This is a genomic window from Qipengyuania sp. NPDC077563 (assembly GCF_044901345.1).
Lineage (GTDB): Bacteria > Pseudomonadota > Alphaproteobacteria > Sphingomonadales > Sphingomonadaceae > Qipengyuania > Qipengyuania aestuarii.
The window spans coordinates 516,999-535,347 of record NZ_JBJDPC010000003.1; the positions used below are offsets into that span (position 1 = coordinate 516,999).

Sequence of the window (18,349 nt, forward strand, 5' to 3'; positions counted from 1 at the left end):
GGCTATCGCACCCGCCAACCGATTCTCATTTCATTGGAGCACTCCTGAAAATGGCCGAAGCCACCGACGACCGCCTGCGCCTGCTGATCGAGCGTATCGAGCGCCTCGAAGAGGAAAAGAAGGGCATCGCGGACGATATCCGTGACGTTTATGCCGAATCCAAGGCTGTCGGATACGACACGAAGATCATGCGCCAGATCATCAAGCTGCGTAAGATGAAGCCTGACGAGCGTAGCGAGCAGGAAACCATCCTCGGCACTTACAAGGCCGCGCTCGGCATGGGTTGAGGCCAAGCTGCGGCGGACCGACGGAACGCCGCGCAAGGCCACCGGGTTGGTTGGGTGAAAGGATTTCACCCATGACCACCGAAAATGTGAAAACCGCATTCGTTGAGGAAATCTCCGAAGAACCCCGCATGCCGGGGTCGGAGACCGATCTCGAACGCAAGCCCGAATGGCAGCCGCGCTATCCCGGATCGGGGCGGCTGAAAGGCAAGGTGGCGATCGTGACCGGCGGTGACAGCGGCATCGGCCGCGCCACCGCCGTCCTGTTCGCGCGCGAGGGCGCGAAGGTGGCGATCGCCTATCTCGAGGAGAGCGACGACGCCAAGATCACAGCGAAGGCGATCGAGCAGGAAGGCAGCGAGGTCCTGCTGCACGAAAGCGATCTCGGCTGTCCCGACAGCTGCAAACTGCTGATCGACCGCGTGGTCGACAAATGGGGCCAGCTCGATATCCTCGCCAATATCGCCGGCGAGCAGCACCCCGATGACGATATTACCGATATCACAGTCGAGCAGTTGCAGCGCACGTTTCAGACCAATATCTTTTCGATGTTTTACCTCACGCAGGCCGCCCGTCCGCATCTCAAGAAGGGCGCGTCCATCATAAATTGCACCAGCGTCACCATGTATCAGGGCGCTGCCATCCTCCTCGATTACAGCTCTACCAAGGGAGCAATCACTGCGTTCACCCGGTCGCTGTCGGAAAATCTCGTAGGCGAGGGCATCCGTGTGAATGCAGTGGCGCCGGGCCCGATCTGGACGCCGCTCAATCCCATGGGTGGCCAGCCGCCCGAGAATATGGACGATTTCGGCGAAGACACGCCGATGGGGCGGCCCGGCGAACCCAATGAGGTCGCTCCGTCCTTCCTGTTTCTTGCCTGCGAAGACAGCTCCTACATGTCCGGACAGGTGCTCCATCCCAATGGCGGGATGATCATCAACGGTTGATCCACGCAGCAGGCGTGGTATGCTGATAATACAGTAGATGATTGGAGATTGGAATGCCCGGACCCTGGAAGGACGCGCGCGGCGTCATCGTGACCACCACGCCCACCATCGAAGGGCGGCCCATTCAGGATTATCTCGGCATCGTCACCGGTGAAGTGATCGTCGGCGCGAACCTGTTTCGCGACCTCTTCGCCAATATCCGAGATATCGTCGGTGGGCGTTCGGGTAGCTACGAGCGCATCCTGCGCGATGCCCGTGAACAGGCGATCGAGGAATTGCAGGCTGAAGCGGCGACTCGCGGAGGCAATGCGGTCGTCGGCGTCGATCTCGACTATGAGGTCATCGGTGACACGGGTTCGATGCTGATGGTTTCGGCGAGCGGGACTGCTGTTAAGGTTTAACTGGCAAAGGCAGTATCTGCGCCGAAAACCAACGCGTTGAAGAGGGCGTGCTGGACTATCGAGGCACTTAGGCCCAACCTCGTGCGCGTGAATGCCAAGAGTACTCCGCCTATCGTCTGCGGAAGAACCATCACTAAATGAATTGCGGAGAAGGTGTCGTAATTCGTCAGGTGAACGGTGCCGAAAGCTAGGGAATTCAGATAGACGATCTTGGCGTAATGGCGAGCGAACCAGCCAGGCATCGCCTGGTGAGTTTTTCGGCGAACCCCCCATCGTAACAAAGCTGCAACCGCGCTAATGGCGAAGACCGAAAGCCAGGCGATTGCGTCTCCGGAAAACAAGGCGAAGCCAGCAAACGCAATCGCGGCGAGACCCAATATCGTCCCCGCGAATTCGAGGTCAGCTTTGCGTCCGCTAAGCCAGCCGCGAAATATAACTTCTTCGAGCACCGGCGCGACCGTCGTGGCGAATAGGAATAGGAAGAGCGGGCTGATCCCGAAGTCTGGGGTAGCCGGAAATGCTGCCCCAGCCGCTTCTGCACTGAACATAGCGATCAGGAAGACCGCAACAATTCCGATATCGATCCCGAGGACGGTAAGGAGTGCGATGGTTCTTGTCCGCCCAAGCGGTTGGCGCCCGACAGGCGGAACCGGTGAGCGGACGAAAGACAGGAGTTCGCTGTAGGTCTTCGATACGACCTCTTTGACTGGCAGGAGCTGATTATTGTCAGCCGCGTACAAGGCCCAGGGACTCGTATGTCTTCTCAAGCGTCGGCACCGCGATTTCGCGTGCCTGCGATGCGCCGCGGGCAAGGATGGCGTCCAGCGCCTCGCGGTCTTCCAGCAATGCGGTGAAGCGCTCGGAGATCGGGCGTAGGCTTTCCACCATCACTTCGCCCAAGGCGGGCTTGAACTTGCCGAAGCCTTCGCCGCCGAAATCCTTGAGGACGGTTTCCACACTGCCATCCGTCAGGGCAGCGTAGATCGTGACCAGGTTCAGCGCTTCGGGGCGTCCGGCCAGCCCGGCTTCCTCGCCCGGCAGCGCTTCGGGATCGGTCTTGGCCTTCTTGACCTTTTTCATGATCGTGTCGGCGTCATCGGCAAGGTTGATCCGGCTCATTTCCGAAGGATCGGACTTGCTCATCTTGGCCATGCCGTCGCGCAGCGACATGATGCGTGCGGCCTGCGGCGGAACGATGGGGTCGGGCAGGGTGAAGACCGGGGCCTCTTCCGACGCGAAGTCATTGTTGAACTTCTGGGCGATATCGCGCGCCAGTTCGAGATGCTGCTTCTGATCCTCGCCCACGGGAACATGCGTCGCCTGATACAGCAGCACGTCGGCGGCCTGCAGCACGGGATAGGTAAACAGCGCGACCGACTGGCCTTCGCGGTTCTTGCCGGCCTTGTCCTTCCACTGCGTCATGCGGTTGAGCCAGCCCATGCGAGCCGTCCCGCCGAGCAGCCACTGCAATTCGGCGTGCTGGGGGACCTGTGCCTGATTGAACAACACGCTCTTCGCCGGATCGATGCCGCACGCGACCAGGGCGGCCGCCATCTCCAGCGTGCCCTTGCGCAATTCAGCCGGGTCATGCGGCATGGAAATGGCATGCAGATCGGCCAGGAAGAACAAGCACTGCTCTCCATCGCCCATCTCGTCCTGCATCCGCACCCAATTGCGGATCGCCCCGAGGTAATTGCCGAGGTGGAGATTGCCGGTGGGCTGGATGCCGGAGACTACGCGCATGGAATTATGGAGCTCTCTTCTTGGTGAAGGCAACGATCCGCTGCCTGTCGATCGCGCCGACCAGGAAGGCCACGCCGAAATAGACCGCTGCCGAACACAGCACGAGGACGATAAGAGCGCCCGCGCGTGCGAACAATCCGGCAGAGTACCAGCCGGTTAGCAAATCGCGGGCAAACCACAAGGCGGCGCCCATCGCGGCGGCAGCGATCAGCTGCCGGGCGAGCCGTCCGACAAGGGCGAGCGGGATCGTGTAATATCCGCGCCTGACCAGCACCCAGTACAGATATCCCACATTGATCCATGCGCCGATCACGCTGGCAAAACCGATTCCGACCACGCCGTAACCCAGCCCTGCGAACTGAAGGCGGGGGAGGTCGATTGCGTAACCCAGCCATTCGCTGCGGCCGCCAAGGTTCATCCCGTTGTTCCAGATACAGACCGCGAGAAAGACGACGAGCGAGATGAAGGCGGCATAGACCGGCGTTCGCGTATCAGAACGGGCGTAGAAATTGGGCACCAGCACCTTCACCAGCACATAGGCGGGCAGGCCGAGGACGAGGGCCGCCAGCACATTGCCGGTCAGCCGCGCCTGTTCGACCGAGAAAGCGCCGCCTTGGAACAGCATGGTGGTGAATGGCACGGCGCATACCGCAAGCGCGACCGCGGCGGGGAGGGTCAGCAGCATCGACAGTTCGATGGCGTCGGACTGCACCCGGTCGGTGCCTTCCCTGTTCTTGGCCCCGACGAATTTCGACAGGGTCGGCAGGATGGCGGTCGACAGGGCGATCCCGATGATCCCCAGCGGCAGCTGGTTGAGGCGATCGGCATAGTTCATGTAGCTGATCGAACCGCTGTCGAGCTGGTTAAGGAAGTAGAGCTGGACGAGCGTATTAAGCTGGTAGGCGCCGCCGCCGATCGCCGCTGGCAGCGCAATGATCGACAGGCGTTTCACCTCCGGGGTGATGCGCGGCCAGAGCAGCTTGGGGCGAAACCCCTCAACCCGCGTCCAGTAGTACAGCCAGGCAAGCTGGATCATTCCGCCGATCGTGACTGCCCAGGCCTGGCTGTACCCGACCTGGCGCGTGGTCCAGCCCCATTCGTTCATCGCATAATCGCCGAACAGCAAGCCCGCGATCAGCGTGACATTCAGCAGGATCGGAAAGCTGGCGCCCGGCGCGAAGCGACTGACCGAATTCAGCATGCCGGTGAACAGCGTCACCAGGCTCACCAGCAAGATATAGGGGAACATGATCTGCGCGAAATCGACTTCCATGTCGAAATTCACCGGATCACGGGCCTGGTCGCCCAGCGCCCAGATTACCCACGGCATGGCCAGCATCATGACGGCGCAGACCACGATCAGCACCGGCAGGAAAATGCTCAGCACGTCGTCGGAAAAACTGCGCGCGTCTTCTATGCCCCCTTCGCCGTGAAGGCGCTTGGAGAACATGGGTACGAAGGCCGCCGAAAACGCGCCTTCCGCAAACAGGCGGCGGAAGACGTTGGGGATGATGAAGGCCTGGAACCACGCGTCGGTCACGCCATTGGCGCCCAATACGCGGCTGAAGATCATCTCGCGCGCCATGCCGGCAACGCGGCTCACCATGGTGAGTGAGCCGATCGTGCCGACATTTTTGAGCAGGCTCATGGCCTAGCCTGTTCCCTGATCTGGCCGATTAGGCGTTGCCGGTCGGTGCAGGGACGTCTTCACCACCCTGCTGTGCCGCACGGGCCTGAAGCTGCTGCTGATATAGCGCGCCAAAATCCATCGGGTCGAGCAAAAGCGGCGGGAAACCGGCATCGCGTACCGCGTCGGAAATGATCGCGCGGGCGAAAGGGAAAAGCAGGCGCGGCGCTTCTGCGAACAGGAAGGCATGGGCGTGTTCGTCTGGTACGTTGCGCATGCCGACGAGGCCGCAATAGGCCAGCTCGACGAGGTAGAAATTGCCTTGGTCGCCATCGGCGCGGACAGTAACCTTCAGTTCGACTTCAGTGACTTCTTCGCTCACCTTGTCGGCGCCGATGTTCACCTGAACGTCGACACGGGGCTGTTCCTGCCACTGGTAGCTGCCGGGTGCGTTCGGGTTCTCGACCGAAAGATCCTTGATGTACTGGTTGATGAGACCAACCGTCGGGCGATTGTCCGCACCGTTGCCGCCGGCTGCGGGATCCATGTTGAGATCGGTCAGTACGTCGTTTTCTTCGGCCATATTCGCGTATCACTTCTTCTGCAGATCGAATCATCGGAGTCGGAAGAATGGCGCGATGCGCTCTCCGACCGGTTCGGCGCGCGCCTAGCACCTGACCGGGCGGGGAGCAATGAGCCTGCGCAGCGGGCACGATCCGGCGCAAACGCGGTGCATCAGGGCATCCGTCCGACATTGCCCGTTTGTAATTCGACCCTATCTAGGGCAGGTAGGACGGAACTGCCGACGCTACGGTGCGTAGGCAGGAGAGAATACTGATTGGACTTGTTTTTGTGATCACCGAGATCGTCATCCTCGCCGCCATTGCAGCCTTTCTGGGGCTGCGCCTCTATTCCGTGCTCGGCCAGCGGTCGGAGCATGAGGAAGAGCCTGTGCACCGCCGCTTCGACGCGCCGGACGCCAAGGGCGCGCCATCGGCGCTAGATCGCGGTGCTGCGCCGGTCAGGGAGCCGGTGACACTGCGCGGTGTGGACAATGCCTCGTCCGAGAATGAAAGCGCGATCCGCGCGATTGCGAGCGCCGACCAGCGCTTCGATCTGCTGGCTTTCCTCGAAGGGGCGAAGGCGGCTTACGGCATGATCCTCGAAGCCTTCTGGAAGGGCGACAAGGAAACGCTGCGCGAACTGACCGATGACGATGTCTATGCCGGCTTCTCCGGCGCGATCGACGCGCGGCAGGCTGCGGGCGAAACGCTTGAAAACCGCCTGATCCGCATCGAGGATGCGACCATCCATTCGGCCGAGCTGGACCGGCGCACGGCGCGCATCTCGGTTCTGTTCGTATCCGACATCGCCTCGCTCACCCGCGACAAGGACGGCAATGTCGTCGCCGGATCGCTCGATGATGCGGTGGAAAGCCGCGACATCTGGACATTCAGCCGCAATGTCGATTCGCGCGACCCGAACTGGGTGCTGGACGAAACCGATCAGGGCTGACGCTCGCTATTCGACTTCGGAGGGTTAGATGCGTTTTCTCGCCGGGCTGGTTGCAGCCTTCAGCCTAGCGGGATGCGCCGCAGTTCCAGGTGCACGCCCGCCTCTGGATACGGGCGCGGTCGAACCGCCCCCGGCAATCCCCGCTGACAATGCTCTCGCCGCCACGCTTTCTCCGGGTCCAGCGATCGAGACCATGCCGTTCCAGAGCTTCGATGCAGCGTCCGCGCTCACGGCTTTTCGCGCCTCCTGCAGCAAGATTCTGTTTCGCGACGATGTCAGTGGCCTGACGCGCCGGGTGGACTGGCAGGCACCGTGCGCAGCCGCGGAAAACTGGTCCGGCCCGGCGGCAGATTTTTTCCGCGCACAGTTCGAGACCGTCATCGTCGGTGATGGCAAGGCGTTCGCAACAGGCTATTTCGAACCCGAAATACTTGGCAGCCGGACGCCGGCACCTGGGTACGACGTCCCGATTTATGCCATGCCGGAAGATCTGGTGCGCGGCTGGCCCGACGACATTCCCGAAGTTGAGCGCAGCGGGCGCGCCCCGCTCGGCCGATATGACGAAAGCGGCAAGTTCGTGCGCTATTACGAGCGTTCGCAGATCGTCGAGGGTGCATTGGACGGCAAGGTTCCGGTGATTGCGTGGGCAGCCGATCCGGTCGAATTCTTCTTCCTGCAAATCCAGGGCAGCGGCCTGCTGCGCATGACCGACGGCAGCGTGATGCGCATCGGCTATGCGGGCCAGAATGGCCGCGAATATGTCGGCATCGGCCGCGTGATGCGCGAGCAGGGACTGATCGGCGACGGCACGCCCTACGCCACCTCCATGCAGGGCATCGTCCAGTTCATCCGCGATAACCCCGAAAAGGGCGCGGAGATCATGAACCTCAACAAGAGCTGGATCTTCTTCCGCCCGCTCGACACCGATGGTCCGCTCGGCTCGCTTGAAGTGCCGGTCAAGCGGGGGGACAGCGTGGCTGTGGACCCCAACTTCGTTCCTTACGGCGCGCCGGTCTGGCTCGACCTCGACCGCGACGTGGCCGACGGTCTGTGGATCGCGCAGGATACCGGCGGCGCGATCAAGGGCGCGAACCGCTTCGACACCTTCTGGGGCAATGGCGGCGATGCGAGCGAAATCGCCGGAGGCATGAGCGGGCGCGGAATGGCCTATTTGCTGCTTCCCAAGGGAACGCTCGCGCGCCTCCAGCAATGACCGCGCGCTTCGGGTCCGCCCCATGAGCGCGCCGCGGGGCCTTTCGGAGGACGAAGCGGAAGCGTGGGAAAAGGTCGCCGCAACGGTCGATCGCCTGCATCCGGCCAAAGCTCCCAGTCCGATGCGGCTATCCAAGGCCGCCGCTCCGCCCAAGCCGCAACCGCAGCCGCGCAAGGCGGCCGCGAAGCCGGTGCGCCAGGTCCCCGCTCCCAAGCCCGCGCCCAAGCAGATCGATGCCACGCGCAACACGCTCGACGCTGGATGGGACAAGCGGATGCGGTCGGGTGCGGTGCAGCCGGACTTCACGCTGGATCTTCACGGGCATGGCCTCGATGCCGCCTATAACCGGTTGATGAGCGGGGTCGCTCAGGCCCGCGCGATGGGCGCGCGCACGATCCTGCTGGTGACGGGCAAGCCGCGCCCCGTCGATCCGGCAGACCGTGGGCATAAACGGGGCGCCATTCGCGCCAAGGTGTTGGACTGGCTGGCCGCGTCGAGCCACCATTCCGCCATCGTCGCGGTCCGCCGCGCCCACATCAGGCACGGCGGTGACGGCGCGCTTTATATCGTGCTCAGGCGCGAACGCGGATAATCTTTCTCAGCCCCAACAAGGCTGCTGCGACTGCCATGAACAGGATCGCCAGCCCCGCCATGTTCACGAGGACCGCGCCGAGACCGAGTGTGCTCCGGTCGAGAAAGAAATAGGGATAGAATCCGGTCACCGCGCCATTGATCAGCGCGAACGCGCCGTAGATCAGCGGCACCAGCATGACGATGGGAAGCGAACGCCAGCCCGCCAGTTCGTCCTTCGAGAACAGCAGCCACCACAGTATCCCGCCTGCCGGGACCAACGTATGGTGCGCAATGTTCGTCCACCAATCCAGACCTTCGGGATGATGCATCGAGGCGAGGAGCAGGTGATAGACCGCCGCGATGATCACCAGCGCGGCCGCAAGCGCAAAGGGAATGCGCGGCTCGATCCGGCCGCGCCATGCGATCCAGGCAAATGCCACTGCCGAGGCAAGATTGCCCCAGATCGTGAAGAAGCGCAGCATTGCGCTCCATCCTTCGATCAGTGATCCGTCTCGCTCGATATTGCCGATCGACTGCGCGGCGAGCGAAAGGATCGCGATGGCCGAAATGATGCCGGCCAGGATGCGGGCGGGGTACGGATAGTAGGGGTACATTCCGCCTGTCTAGCGCACCGTGCCCGCATTGCCAGCATCCCGCTCCGGCGCCGATCAGCCCAGCAGCATGACGTTCATCAGGCGGCCCGGCAGGACGAAGGCGAAGATGCCAGGGATCATCAGCGCGGTGAGATAGGTGAACACGAGATGCTTCTTGTGGCCGGCGATATCGCCCTTGCGGGCAGTCGCGATCGTCTTCCACGCGGCGTGAAAAGTCACCGGCACGAAGATATGGATGAAGCTGAAGCCACCGGTAGACTGGATGAAGATGGCGCTGGTTGCCGTGACCAGCATCAGGACGAGCCAGAGCTTGCCCAGCTGCTTGTGCCGCGGGGTGCCCTTCTTCGCCAGCAGGAGATAGCCGCCAAGCGGGATGGCCGGGAGCACCGTGGCGACGTGGATCAGTATGGGCAGCTTGGCATAGTGATGCAAATTGTCGACCAGTCCCAGCGCTGCCCGGCCCAGAGCGATCAGCACCAGAAAGCTCATGGTGAAGCAGGCTACACCGACCAGCGATCTGGCGATCGGTCCAAGATCGAAGCTGGATTTCGCAGCGGCGCTTTTGCTGAAAGGTAAGGCGATGGCAGTCATTGTCTGTCTCCGTGACGGTTGCGGAAACGGTTCTGACGCACGCCCATTCGCGGGCAATCGGGCTTACGCCTTCTGGCCCGCTGCTTCGCCAATTGCGCGGATTTACGGATGAATGCCACTTTACGAAGCGCGAACTGGCGCTAGGCTCGCTCCCGATGACAGCGAATGTGCCAGGACCGGCCGCCATGCGTGCGCGCCAGATCGTGATCGACCTGTCGGTATTGGTCGCCATCGGCGTGGTGCTCGGCCTGCTGGCTCCTCTGGGCACGGTCGGCATGTCGGTTCCCGCCCGGATTACCTATTGGGTGGTGCTGGCGGTTTCGGGCTATGCATTCTACAAGCCGATCGGAGCGATCGTGCTGCGGCTCGGACCCTTACTCGCCCTGCCAGCGCTTCCTTTGTGGGCAGCCGCCGTGCTGATTGCCTCGGTGCCCATGGCCTGCCTGGTCTGGGTCGTAAATGCCGGAGGCGGAGCCGTCCGCATGCCGACATTCGAAACGGCCCTTGTTCATTATGGCCTGGTTGCCCTCGTCGGCGCAGTGGTCACGCTGATGTTCAATCTCATCCCGGCGACGCGGATGATTGAACCGCATGCTGCCGATCCCGCAGTCCCGCCCCAGATGGCGCCGACAGATGGGGAGGTGCGTGAGGCTGAACCTGTAGCCAGCTTGCGCTTCACCGACCGGCTGTCTCCGGAACTCGGCAGCCAGCTCATCGCTCTTGAAATGGAAGATCACTACGTTCGCGCGCATACTGCCTTGGGCAGCGAACTTGTTCTCATGCGTATGCGTGACGCCGTCGCGGAACTGGGCGGGATGGAGGGCGAGCAAGTCCACCGGAGCTGGTGGGTCGCGCGCGGATCGGTAACGGATGTGAAGCGTGAAGGCCGCAATGTGCGGCTGGTGCTTGACAATGGCATCGAGGCACCGGTCAGCCGTGCCAACGTGTCGCTGCTGAAAGAGCGCGGCTGGTTATAACGCCAGCCGCGCCTGCTTTCACTTATTCGGCAGCTTCTTTCATCGCGCTCCCTTCGCCGCCAATGGAGAGCGCGCTCGCCATGCCCGGTGCTTCCGATTTGCCGCCGATCTTGTCACGGACCATCTTTTCGATCCGCTCGCCGATCGTCTGGTCGATGGCTTTCCAGTAATCGAAAGCGCGTACCAGCACCTTTTCGCTTACCCCGTCTGCCAGATGGCCTGCGACGTTCGATACGAAGCGGTCGCGCTGGGCATCGTCCATCACGTCGTTGATCAGGGCGCGGGGCTGGCTGACATCATCATCGTCCTCGCGCAGCGTATAGGCCATGCGGACCATGTCGCCATCGGTGTGCCAGGTCGCCTCCCCGCCCACTTCCGGCTGGGCGGCGGGGCCGCCGTAGGAATTCGGCGCGTATACCGGATCGACCGAATTCGTTACCCGCATAGCGCCTGCGCGGGAGTAGGAATTGACCTTGGCATTCTTTGCCGAATTCACCGGGATCTGCTTGTAATTGACACCCAGCCGGTGGCGGTGCGCATCGGCATAGGAGAAGCCGCGGGCCAGCAACATCTTGTCGGGCGACAGGCCGATGCCGGGGACCATATTGTTCGGCTCGAACGCGAGCTGTTCGATTTCGGTGTCCCAGTCGACCGGGTTTTCGTTTAGCACCAGCTTGCCGACTTCGATCAGCGGATAGTCGCTGTGCGGCCAGGTCTTGGTCAGATCGAAGGGGTTGATGCGATAGGTCTTCGCGTCCTCGTAAGGCATGATCTGCCATTTCAGCGTCCAGCTGGGATAATCGCCCTTATGTATCGCATCGAACAGGTCGCGCCGGTGATAGTCGCTATCCTCACCCGCCTTCTTCACGGCCTCGTCCTGCGTAAGGTGGGCGTTTCCGCTCATCTCGCCGACATCGGTCATGAAGTGGAACTTGACCCAGAACTTCTCGCCGTCCTCGTTGATCAGCATGTAGGTATGGCTGCCGTAGCCATTCATCTCTCGCCAGTTCTTCGGCACGCCGCGGTCCCCCATGAGGTAGGTGACTTGATGCGCGCTTTCGGGGCTCAGCGTCCAGAAATCCCACATCATATCGTGATCGCGCAGGCCATTGTCGGCGCGGCGCTTCTGGCTGCGGATGAAATGCTGGAATTTCAGCGGATCGCGGATGAAGAAGATCGGCGTATTGTTGCCGACCATGTCGAAATTGCCGTCTTCGGTGTAGAATTTGACCGAGAAGCCGCGCGGATCGCGCCAGGTATCAGGGCTGCCACGTTCGCCCGCCACGGTTGAAAAGCGCATGGCCGTGTCGGTCTTCACGCCCTTCTGGAAGACCTTTGCCTTGGTGTATTTCGACACATCAGCCGTGGTCTCGAAATAGCCGAAAGCGCCCGAACCCTTGGCATGCGGCTGCCGTTCGGGAATGCGCTCGCGGTTGAAATTGGCCATCTGCTCGATGAGGTAGTGATCGTTGAGAACGATCGGACCGTCACGGCCCAGAGTGAGGGAATGCTCGTCGCTCTGTGCCGGGATGCCAGCATCTGTGGTGGTGGGGGGAACTTTGCCGTTTGCCATGTCGCGCGCCTTTTTTCGGGGGATGCCTTGAATACGGGTCAGATGCGGGCGTGTTCCTGCCGGTAAGCATTCGAAAAAGCGTTCGTAGTGATCGCGTCAGGCGAACAGCAAAAAGCCCCCGGCCCGGAGGGGCGGGGGCTTCCTGCATCTTCGTAGGCAGCTGTGCCTTAGGAGTGATATTTGGCGTAGCTGAGATCGAAACGATCCGCGTCCATGACCTTGGTCCAGGCCTTGACGAAATCGCGAACGAACTTCTCCTCATTGCCGTTTTCGGCATAGACTTCTGCCACGGCGCGCAGCCGCGAATTGGAGCCGAATACGAGGTCGGTGCGCGTGGCGCGCCACTTCTCGTCGCCGTGCAGGCGGCATTTGCCGACGAATTCCTCGTCACCGCTCTCGTCGACCACTTCCCAGACGGTGCCCATGTGAAGCAGGTTAACGAAGTAGCTGTTGTCGAGCTTGCCCGGCGTTTCGGTCAGGACGCCGATGCTGTCGCCATGCTTGGCGTGGTGGCTCACCGCACCCAGGACGCGCAGCCCGCCGACCAGCACGGTCATTTCGGGGATCGACAGGCCGAGCAGATGCGCCCGGTCGATCAGCATGTCCTCGGTCTTCACTGAAGCCTTGGTCTTCAGGTAATTGCGGAAACCGTCGGCGAAGGGTTCCAGCGGCTCCCAGCTCTCGGCGTCGAAGTCTTCCGCCTTGGCGTCGCCCCGGCCCGTAGTGACGGGGACGGCAATATCGAAGCCGGCATCCTTCGCAGCTTTCTCGACTGCCGCCGAACCGGCGATGACGATCGCATCGGCCATCGAGATGCTGCCGCGGATTTCGTCGAGCTTGTCCAGAACGCGCGACAGTTCTTCGGGATCGTTGACGGCCCAGTTCCGTATCTCGTCGAAGCGGATATGCGCGCCGTTGGCGCCGCCGCGGTGGTCCGAATTGCGATAGGTTGAGGCCGAAGCCCATGCCGCCTTGACCAGTTCGGCGACCGACAGGCCGCTATCGAGAACCTTCGATTTGAAGGACAACAGATCGCTGTCCGAAACCTGCGAGCCGGCGGGAATGGGATCCTGCCAGATCAGGTCTTCACCCGGCACGTCGGGGCCGAGATAGCGGACCTTGGGCCCCATGTCTCGGTGGGTCAGCTTGAACCATGCACGGGCAAAGGCATCGTCCAGCGCAGCCTGGTCATTGAGGAAGCGCTCGGAAATCTTGCGATATTCCGGATCGCGCTTCAACGCCATGTCGGCGGTCGTCATGATGGTGGGGACCTTCTTGTTCGGGTCCCGCGCATCGGGTGCCATGTCGGCTTCCTCGGGATTGACCGGGGTCCACTGGTTCGCACCTGCGGGTGACTGAGTCAGCTCGTAATCATATTTGAACAGCAACCGGAAATAGTCATTGCCCCACTGCGTCGGGTTGGGCGTCCACGCGCCCTCGATGCCCGAGGTCGTGATATGGCCCTTCTCGATTTCTTCAGGGTCGGTCAGCCAGCCGAAGCCCATGCGGTGCAGCGTCTCGCCTTCGGGCGCGCTGCCGAACGAGTCCGCCGGGGCGGCACCGTGGCATTTGCCGAAAGCGTGGCCGCCCGCGGTCAGGGCGACGGTTTCCTCGTCGTTCATTGCCATGCGGGCGAAGGTTTCGCGCATGTCGCGCGCCATGCCTTCCGCATCGTGCGGATTGCCGCCCGGACCTTCGGGATTGACGTAGATGAGACCCATCTGGATCGCTGCCAGCGGATTTTCCAGCGCCTTGCCCTCGTCGGGCTGGATGCGGGTTTCCGCGCCGGTATCGACCCACTGGTCTTCCGTGCCCCAATAGACGGTTTCGGGATCGAACACGTCCTTGCGCCCGCCGCCGAAGCCGAAGACGGGGCCGCCCATGCTCTCGATGGCAACGTTGCCGGTCAGGATGAACAGATCGGCCCAACTGATATGCTTCCCGTATTTCTGCTTGATCGGCCACAACAGGCGGCGCGCCTTGTCGAGATTGCCGTTGTCAGGCCAGCTGTTGAGCGGGGCGAAGCGCTGCTGCCCGCTGGACGAACCGCCGCGCCCGTCACCGGTGCGATAGGTCCCGGCGGCGTGCCATGCCATGCGGATGAAGAAGGGGCCGTAATGGCCATAGTCGGCCGGCCACCATTCCTGGCTGTCGGTCATGAGATCGGTGAGGTCCTTCTTCAGCGCGGTGTAATCCAGCGCATTGAAGGCTTCGCAATAATCGAAATCCTCGCCCATGGGATCGGCTGCGCGGCCGCCCTCGGTAAGGATTTCAAGGTCGAGCTGGTCAGGCCACCAGTCGCGGTTGCGGCGGCCGAACAGGTCCCGCGTGCCGCTGTTTCCGGTGAATGGGCAACCGCTGATATCTCCGGTCTTGGCGTCCATGGTCTTCTCTCCTGCTAACTTAGACTCGGTCTCCCGTCCGAGGATGAAAGCAATCTGCCCAATAGCCGGTCATTCGTCCAATCGATTAAACGGTTCTAATTGATTGGCTGAGGCGATTTTGCGGCAAGGTGTTTCCGGCCATGGAAAAGCGCCGCCATCCGCTTGGGATGACGGCGCTTTGAAGGCGTTTGAAGGGGGAAAATCAGGCCGCTTGGGCGATCTCGTCCACCGGTTCGGTGCGGATCAGGTAATCGAAGGCCGACAGGCCGGCTTTCGAGCCTTCGCCCATGGCGACGACGATTTGCTTGTAAGGCACATTGGTCACATCGCCTGCGCCGAAGATGCCCGGCAGATTGGTGCGGCCTTCCTCGTCGGTGACGATTTCGCCGAACTTGGTCAGCTCCAGCCCGCTGTCTTCCAGCCATTCGGTGTTGGGCACGAGACCGATCTGGATGAATACGCCCTCCAGCTCGATCCGGCGCGTATCGCCGCTCTCGCGGTTCTTCACCATCAGCCCGTCGACCTTGCCGTTGCTGCCGGTGATCTCGGTCGTCTGGCCGTTGGTGACGATCTCGACATTGTCCATGCTGCGCAGCTTCTTCTGCAGCACCTCGTCGGCGCGCAGCTGCTCGTCATATTCGATCAGCGTGACGTGGCCGACGATCTTGGCGAGGTCGATCGCCGCCTCGACGCCGGAATTGCCGCCGCCGATCACCGCGATCCGCTTGCCCTTGAACAGCGGGCCGTCGCAATGCGGGCAATAGGCCACGCCCTTGTTGCGATATTCCGCTTCGCCCGGCACGCCGAGATTGCGCCAGCGCGCGCCAGTGGCAAGGATCAGGCTGCGGGCCTTGAGCGTCGCACCATTGGCCAGTTCGACCGAATGCAGTCCGCCTTCCTGCGTGGCAGGAATAAGCTTTACCGACCGCGCCAGGTTCATCACGTCGATCTCGTACTCACCGACATGGCGTTCCAGATCGCCCGCCAGCTTGGGGCCTTCAGTATAGGCGGTGCCGGGAAGGTTCTCGATGCCCAGCGTATCGTGCAGCTGGCCGCCGAACCGTTCTGCCGCGATGCCGGTGCTGAAACCCTTGCGGGCGGTATAGATGGCCGAAGCCGCGCCGGCCGGGCCGCCGCCGATCACGAGCACTTCGAAAGCGTCCTTGGCGGACAGCTTTTCTGCCGCCTTGGCATCGGCTCCGGTGTCGACCTTGGCCAGGATTTCGGCCAGTTCCATCTTGCCGTTGTAGAAGGGTTCGCCGTTCAGGAAGGTCGCGGGCACGGCCATCACGTCGCGCGCGTCGACTTCGTCCTGATACGCGCCGCCTTCGATCAGCGTGGCGGTAACGCGCGGATTTTCCAGCGCCATCAGCGTCAGCGCCTGGACCACGTCGGGGCAGTTGTGGCAGCTGAGCGAGAAATACATCTCGAAATTGAAATCGCCCTCCAGCCCGCGGACCTGCTCCAGCAGATCGGCATCGACCTTGGGCGGATGGCCGCCTGCCCACAGCAGGGCGAGAACCAGCGACGTAAACTCATGCCCCATCGGCAAACCGGCAAAGCGCACCCACTTTTCCGCATCGCTGGCGCGGCGGATCACGAAGCTGGGCTTGCGCTCGTCAGTGCCGTCGAAGCTTGCGCTGACCATATCGTGCAGCGCCGAGATCTCTTCGAGCAATTCGCGCGTCTGACGCGACTTCTCGTCACCGCCGAGCGAAGCGACAAGTTCCACCGGTTCGCGCAGATTGGCAAGATAGGTCTTGAGTTGCTGGGTAAGATTGGCGTCGAGCATCGGTCGTATCCTTCGTCTTTGCGAGAGGCCCGGAACGGGGCGACGTGGCAATCCATCTCCTGCCATTTGCCGTAACCGGATATCGGGCCGGATATCGGGCGAAGTGATGGATTGCCGCGTCGCCTTTATCTCCTCGCATGCGCGAAGAGAGGGCGCTGGTGAGAAATTAAGAGGCCCGGGGGTTGGGGGGGAGGGGGGAAGCCCCCGGGCCTCGGCATGAGACGGGAAGCGTGTTCCAGTCTCGGGAGGCGGCCTTAAAGGGTAAGCGCCGCCTCCAAAATATTCGCCTGCAGCTTAGATCTTGCCGACGAGGTCGAGCGAAGGCGAAAGCGTATCGCTGCCTTCTTCCCATGCTGCCGGGCAGACCTGGCCGGGGTTGGCGCGGACATACTGTGCAGCCTTGATCTTGCGGGCCAGTTCGTTCGCATTGCGGCCAACGCCTTCACAGGTTTGTTCCATGATCTGGATCACGCCGTCCGGATCGACCACGAAGGTGGCACGGTCAGCAAGGCCGACGCCTTCACGCAGCACGTCGAAATTGCGTGCGAGGATGTGGTTCTGGTCGCCAAGGAACGGGAACTGCAGCTTGCCGATCTTTTCCGAAGTGTCGTGCCATGCCTTGTGGCTGAAGTGGGTGTCGGTCGACACACCGTAGACTTCGACGTCCATCTTCTGGAGCATGGCGTACTGTTCGCCGAGATCTTCCAGTTCGGTCGGGCAGACGAAAGTGAAGTCGGCCGGATAGAAGAAGAAAACGGCCCACTTGCCCTTAACGTCTTCGTCGGTGACTTCGAAAAAGTCCTTGCCTGCCTGGAATGCGGTGGCGTTGAACGGTTTGATCTGGCTTCCGATAATACCCATGGGTTTCTCCGTTGTTCGGGTTAAACTGATGCACCCCAGATAAGGTCTGTTGCGATGCACAAAAGCGATATGTTGCGATTGCTAGCATCGGAATAATCGATTAACTGAATGGAACTTTCGAAAAGCGCAACGGAACGGCTATTATAGTTGCGTTTTTCGCAATCAACGAACCCCGCTTAGATGAACGGCGCGCAAGCCGGGTGCACATATTTGTGCTTGTGCGCGCGCCCACACTGCTCGATTTCGCGCGCCAGCGCATCTTGGCCACAAGCGCGTGTCACACCGGCCACCATTCGGAGCTGCATCTTGGAACTGGACGAAAGCGAAAAGACCGCCTGGATCTTCAAATCGGGTTGGAAAGGCCTTTGCCCGCATTGCGGCAAGGGTAAGATGTTCAAGTCTTGGCTGAAGGTCGTCGATCGCTGCGATGTCTGCGGGCTCGATTACCGCTTCGCTTCGCCGGACGATGGCCCGGCCTTCTTCTCGCTGACCTTCGTTGCCTTCCCGCTGCTGTTCCTGATCGTGTGGATGCAGGTCGCGCTGGAACTGCCCGTAGTCCTGCTGTTCGTGATCGCCATTCCGCTGATGGGTCTGGGCTGTGTGCTGCCGCTGCGCCCGATCAAGGGCTGGCTGGTCGCATCGCAATACGTCAACCGTTCGGTCGAGGCCGGGACCGAGAAGCTGTGGGGTGACATGCACGCCCGCGAGGATGAGAAACGGGGCAGGGACGAGGACTGAAGTCCCTGCCTCGCTCGCAGCCGATCAGGTCGCGAATAACATCGCGTCGTCGGCGAAGGCTTTCATTTCCAGCGCATTGCCGCTGGGATCGCGGAAAAACATCGTCGCCTGCTCGCCCGGCTGGCCCTTGAAGCGGATCGTCGGCTCGATCACGAACTGCGTGCCTGCGTTCGTCAGCCGGTCGGCCAGCGCCTGCCAGTCCTCCATCGTCAGCACCACGCCGAAATGCGGGACGGGCACGTCGTGACCATCGACCGGGTTGCTTGCCCGGTCGCCCGCATCCCCGCCCGCATGCGCCACGATCTGATGGCCGTAGAAATCGAAATCGATCCATTCATCGGACGAACGCCCCTCGGCGCAGCCCAGTGTCCCGCCGTAAAAGCTGCGGGCTTCCGCAAGGTCGCGGACGGGGAAGGCGAGATGGAAAGGGCGCAGGGTCATGCAGCGGCAATAGCCTGCCAGAAACCGTTTTCCTACACGCATCTGGCTATGCATGGCTGGGGCTATGAGAAACGA

20 protein-coding genes are annotated in these 18,349 nt (G+C 61.8%); 8 read left to right on the forward strand and 12 right to left on the reverse strand.

Annotated features, from left to right (window positions below):
- Positions 1–50: 50 nt before the first annotated feature.
- The 3 genes from ACI2I1_RS13660 (at position 51) to ACI2I1_RS13670 (ending at position 1,632) form a co-directional block, all read left to right on the forward strand.
- A complete protein-coding gene (locus ACI2I1_RS13660; protein ID WP_404679539.1) occupies positions 51–287 on the forward strand; it encodes a DUF2312 domain-containing protein in 237 nt (78 codons plus the stop codon).
- 71 nt (positions 288–358) lie between these two features.
- Positions 359–1,231, forward strand: a complete 873-nt coding sequence (locus tag ACI2I1_RS13665; RefSeq protein WP_404679540.1) for an SDR family oxidoreductase — start codon at positions 359–361, stop codon at positions 1,229–1,231.
- Between the two features lie 53 nt (positions 1,232–1,284).
- Entirely contained in the window at positions 1,285–1,632 is a 348-nt protein-coding gene (locus tag ACI2I1_RS13670) for a heavy metal-binding domain-containing protein (protein ID WP_224812999.1), read from the forward strand.
- On the opposite strand, the gene ACI2I1_RS13675 is transcribed toward ACI2I1_RS13670, so the two are convergent.
- The 4 genes from ACI2I1_RS13675 to secB all read right to left on the reverse strand — a co-directional run bounded on the left by ACI2I1_RS13675 (position 1,629) and on the right by secB (position 5,585).
- Positions 1,629–2,180 (reverse strand): type II CAAX prenyl endopeptidase Rce1 family protein, encoded by a 552-nt coding sequence (locus ACI2I1_RS13675; protein ID WP_404679541.1) that lies wholly within the window; start codon positions 2,178–2,180, stop codon positions 1,629–1,631. The two genes, ACI2I1_RS13670 and ACI2I1_RS13675, sit on opposite strands and share 4 nt — an antisense overlap.
- A 178-nt stretch (positions 2,181–2,358) precedes the next feature.
- On the reverse strand, positions 2,359–3,375 hold the full coding sequence (gene trpS / locus ACI2I1_RS13680) for a tryptophan--tRNA ligase (protein WP_404679542.1): 1,017 nt from the start codon (positions 3,373–3,375) through the stop codon (positions 2,359–2,361).
- 4 nt (positions 3,376–3,379) lie between these two features.
- Complete coding sequence (gene murJ, locus ACI2I1_RS13685; RefSeq protein WP_221543545.1) at positions 3,380–5,023, reverse strand: murein biosynthesis integral membrane protein MurJ; 1,644 nt, start codon at positions 5,021–5,023, stop codon at positions 3,380–3,382.
- Positions 5,024–5,051: 28 nt separating this feature from the next.
- Complete coding sequence (gene secB, locus ACI2I1_RS13690) at positions 5,052–5,585, reverse strand: protein-export chaperone SecB (protein WP_221543544.1); 534 nt, start codon at positions 5,583–5,585, stop codon at positions 5,052–5,054.
- A gap of 269 nt (positions 5,586–5,854) precedes the next feature.
- Here secB and ACI2I1_RS13695 point away from each other — a divergent pair, with 269 nt between their 5' ends.
- From ACI2I1_RS13695 to ACI2I1_RS13705, 3 genes are read left to right on the forward strand one after another with little or no spacing between them, the layout of a single operon-like run.
- A complete protein-coding gene (locus ACI2I1_RS13695) occupies positions 5,855–6,517 on the forward strand; it encodes a Tim44/TimA family putative adaptor protein (RefSeq protein ID WP_221543543.1) in 663 nt (220 codons plus the stop codon).
- A 28-nt stretch (positions 6,518–6,545) separates the two neighbouring features.
- Positions 6,546–7,730, forward strand: coding sequence for a murein transglycosylase A (locus ACI2I1_RS13700; RefSeq protein ID WP_404679543.1), 1,185 nt, complete (start codon positions 6,546–6,548; stop codon positions 7,728–7,730).
- Positions 7,731–7,752: 22 nt separating this feature from the next.
- A complete protein-coding gene (locus ACI2I1_RS13705; protein WP_404679544.1) occupies positions 7,753–8,322 on the forward strand; it encodes a Smr/MutS family protein in 570 nt (189 codons plus the stop codon).
- On the opposite strand, the gene ACI2I1_RS13710 is transcribed toward ACI2I1_RS13705, so the two are convergent.
- Positions 8,303–8,917, reverse strand: a complete 615-nt coding sequence (locus tag ACI2I1_RS13710) for a Pr6Pr family membrane protein (RefSeq protein WP_404679545.1) — start codon at positions 8,915–8,917, stop codon at positions 8,303–8,305. The genes ACI2I1_RS13705 and ACI2I1_RS13710 overlap by 20 nt on opposite strands.
- 54 nt (positions 8,918–8,971) lie before the next feature.
- Positions 8,972–9,508, reverse strand: a complete 537-nt coding sequence (locus ACI2I1_RS13715) for a DUF2306 domain-containing protein (RefSeq protein WP_404679546.1) — start codon at positions 9,506–9,508, stop codon at positions 8,972–8,974.
- Here ACI2I1_RS13715 and ACI2I1_RS13720 point away from each other — a divergent pair.
- A complete protein-coding gene (locus tag ACI2I1_RS13720; RefSeq protein WP_404679547.1) occupies positions 9,508–10,485 on the forward strand; it encodes a LytTR family transcriptional regulator DNA-binding domain-containing protein in 978 nt (325 codons plus the stop codon). The two genes, ACI2I1_RS13715 and ACI2I1_RS13720, sit on opposite strands and share 1 nt — an antisense overlap.
- Positions 10,486–10,507: 22 nt before the next feature.
- Here the strand turns inward: ACI2I1_RS13720 and ACI2I1_RS13725 are convergent, their stop codons facing one another.
- From ACI2I1_RS13725 to ACI2I1_RS13745, 5 genes are all read right to left on the reverse strand, one after another.
- Positions 10,508–12,058, reverse strand: a complete 1,551-nt coding sequence (locus ACI2I1_RS13725; protein ID WP_404679548.1) for a catalase — start codon at positions 12,056–12,058, stop codon at positions 10,508–10,510.
- 167 nt (positions 12,059–12,225) lie between these two features.
- Positions 12,226–14,442, reverse strand: a complete 2,217-nt coding sequence (katG, locus tag ACI2I1_RS13730; protein ID WP_404679549.1) for a catalase/peroxidase HPI — start codon at positions 14,440–14,442, stop codon at positions 12,226–12,228.
- A gap of 202 nt (positions 14,443–14,644) precedes the next feature.
- Entirely contained in the window at positions 14,645–16,234 is a 1,590-nt protein-coding gene (ahpF, locus tag ACI2I1_RS13735; protein WP_404679550.1) for an alkyl hydroperoxide reductase subunit F, read from the reverse strand.
- Positions 16,235–16,528: 294 nt separating this feature from the next.
- Complete coding sequence (gene ahpC / locus ACI2I1_RS13740) at positions 16,529–17,095, reverse strand: alkyl hydroperoxide reductase subunit C (protein ID WP_224813009.1); 567 nt, start codon at positions 17,093–17,095, stop codon at positions 16,529–16,531.
- Positions 17,096–17,271: 176 nt separating this feature from the next.
- Positions 17,272–17,442 carry a hypothetical protein gene (locus ACI2I1_RS13745; protein WP_404679671.1) on the reverse strand — a complete coding sequence of 57 codons (171 nt, stop codon included), beginning with the start codon at positions 17,440–17,442 and terminating at the stop codon, positions 17,272–17,274.
- Here ACI2I1_RS13745 and ACI2I1_RS13750 point away from each other — a divergent pair.
- Complete coding sequence (locus tag ACI2I1_RS13750) at positions 17,402–17,833, forward strand: DUF983 domain-containing protein (RefSeq protein WP_404679551.1); 432 nt, start codon at positions 17,402–17,404, stop codon at positions 17,831–17,833. The genes ACI2I1_RS13745 and ACI2I1_RS13750 overlap by 41 nt on opposite strands.
- A 24-nt stretch (positions 17,834–17,857) precedes the next feature.
- Here the strand turns inward: ACI2I1_RS13750 and ACI2I1_RS13755 are convergent, their stop codons facing one another.
- A complete protein-coding gene (locus ACI2I1_RS13755) occupies positions 17,858–18,274 on the reverse strand; it encodes a VOC family protein (protein ID WP_404679552.1) in 417 nt (138 codons plus the stop codon).
- Positions 18,275–18,349: the final 75 nt, after the last annotated feature.

Excerpts from the sequence above, each read along its gene's own strand:
- ACI2I1_RS13660 (WP_404679539.1), top strand. The coding sequence starts at position 51 with ATGGCCGAAGCCACCGACGACCGCCTGCGCCTGCTGATCGAGCGTATC.
- ACI2I1_RS13665 (WP_404679540.1), top strand. The coding sequence starts at position 359 with ATGACCACCGAAAATGTGAAAACCGCATTCGTTGAGGAAATCTCCGAA.
- ACI2I1_RS13670 (WP_224812999.1), top strand. The coding sequence starts at position 1,285 with ATGCCCGGACCCTGGAAGGACGCGCGCGGCGTCATCGTGACCACCACG.
- ACI2I1_RS13675 (WP_404679541.1), bottom strand. The coding sequence starts at position 2,180 with ATGTTCAGTGCAGAAGCGGCTGGGGCAGCATTTCCGGCTACCCCAGAC.
- trpS (WP_404679542.1), bottom strand. The coding sequence starts at position 3,375 with ATGCGCGTAGTCTCCGGCATCCAGCCCACCGGCAATCTCCACCTCGGC.
- murJ (WP_221543545.1), bottom strand. The coding sequence starts at position 5,023 with ATGAGCCTGCTCAAAAATGTCGGCACGATCGGCTCACTCACCATGGTG.
- secB (WP_221543544.1), bottom strand. The coding sequence starts at position 5,585 with ATGGCCGAAGAAAACGACGTACTGACCGATCTCAACATGGATCCCGCA.
- ACI2I1_RS13700 (WP_404679543.1), top strand. The coding sequence starts at position 6,546 with ATGCGTTTTCTCGCCGGGCTGGTTGCAGCCTTCAGCCTAGCGGGATGC.
- ACI2I1_RS13705 (WP_404679544.1), top strand. The coding sequence starts at position 7,753 with ATGAGCGCGCCGCGGGGCCTTTCGGAGGACGAAGCGGAAGCGTGGGAA.
- ACI2I1_RS13710 (WP_404679545.1), bottom strand. The coding sequence starts at position 8,917 with ATGTACCCCTACTATCCGTACCCCGCCCGCATCCTGGCCGGCATCATT.
- ACI2I1_RS13715 (WP_404679546.1), bottom strand. The coding sequence starts at position 9,508 with ATGACTGCCATCGCCTTACCTTTCAGCAAAAGCGCCGCTGCGAAATCC.
- ACI2I1_RS13725 (WP_404679548.1), bottom strand. The coding sequence starts at position 12,058 with ATGGCAAACGGCAAAGTTCCCCCCACCACCACAGATGCTGGCATCCCG.
- katG (WP_404679549.1), bottom strand. The coding sequence starts at position 14,442 with ATGGACGCCAAGACCGGAGATATCAGCGGTTGCCCATTCACCGGAAAC.
- ahpF (WP_404679550.1), bottom strand. The coding sequence starts at position 16,234 with ATGCTCGACGCCAATCTTACCCAGCAACTCAAGACCTATCTTGCCAAT.
- ahpC (WP_224813009.1), bottom strand. The coding sequence starts at position 17,095 with ATGGGTATTATCGGAAGCCAGATCAAACCGTTCAACGCCACCGCATTC.
- ACI2I1_RS13755 (WP_404679552.1), bottom strand. The coding sequence starts at position 18,274 with ATGACCCTGCGCCCTTTCCATCTCGCCTTCCCCGTCCGCGACCTTGCG.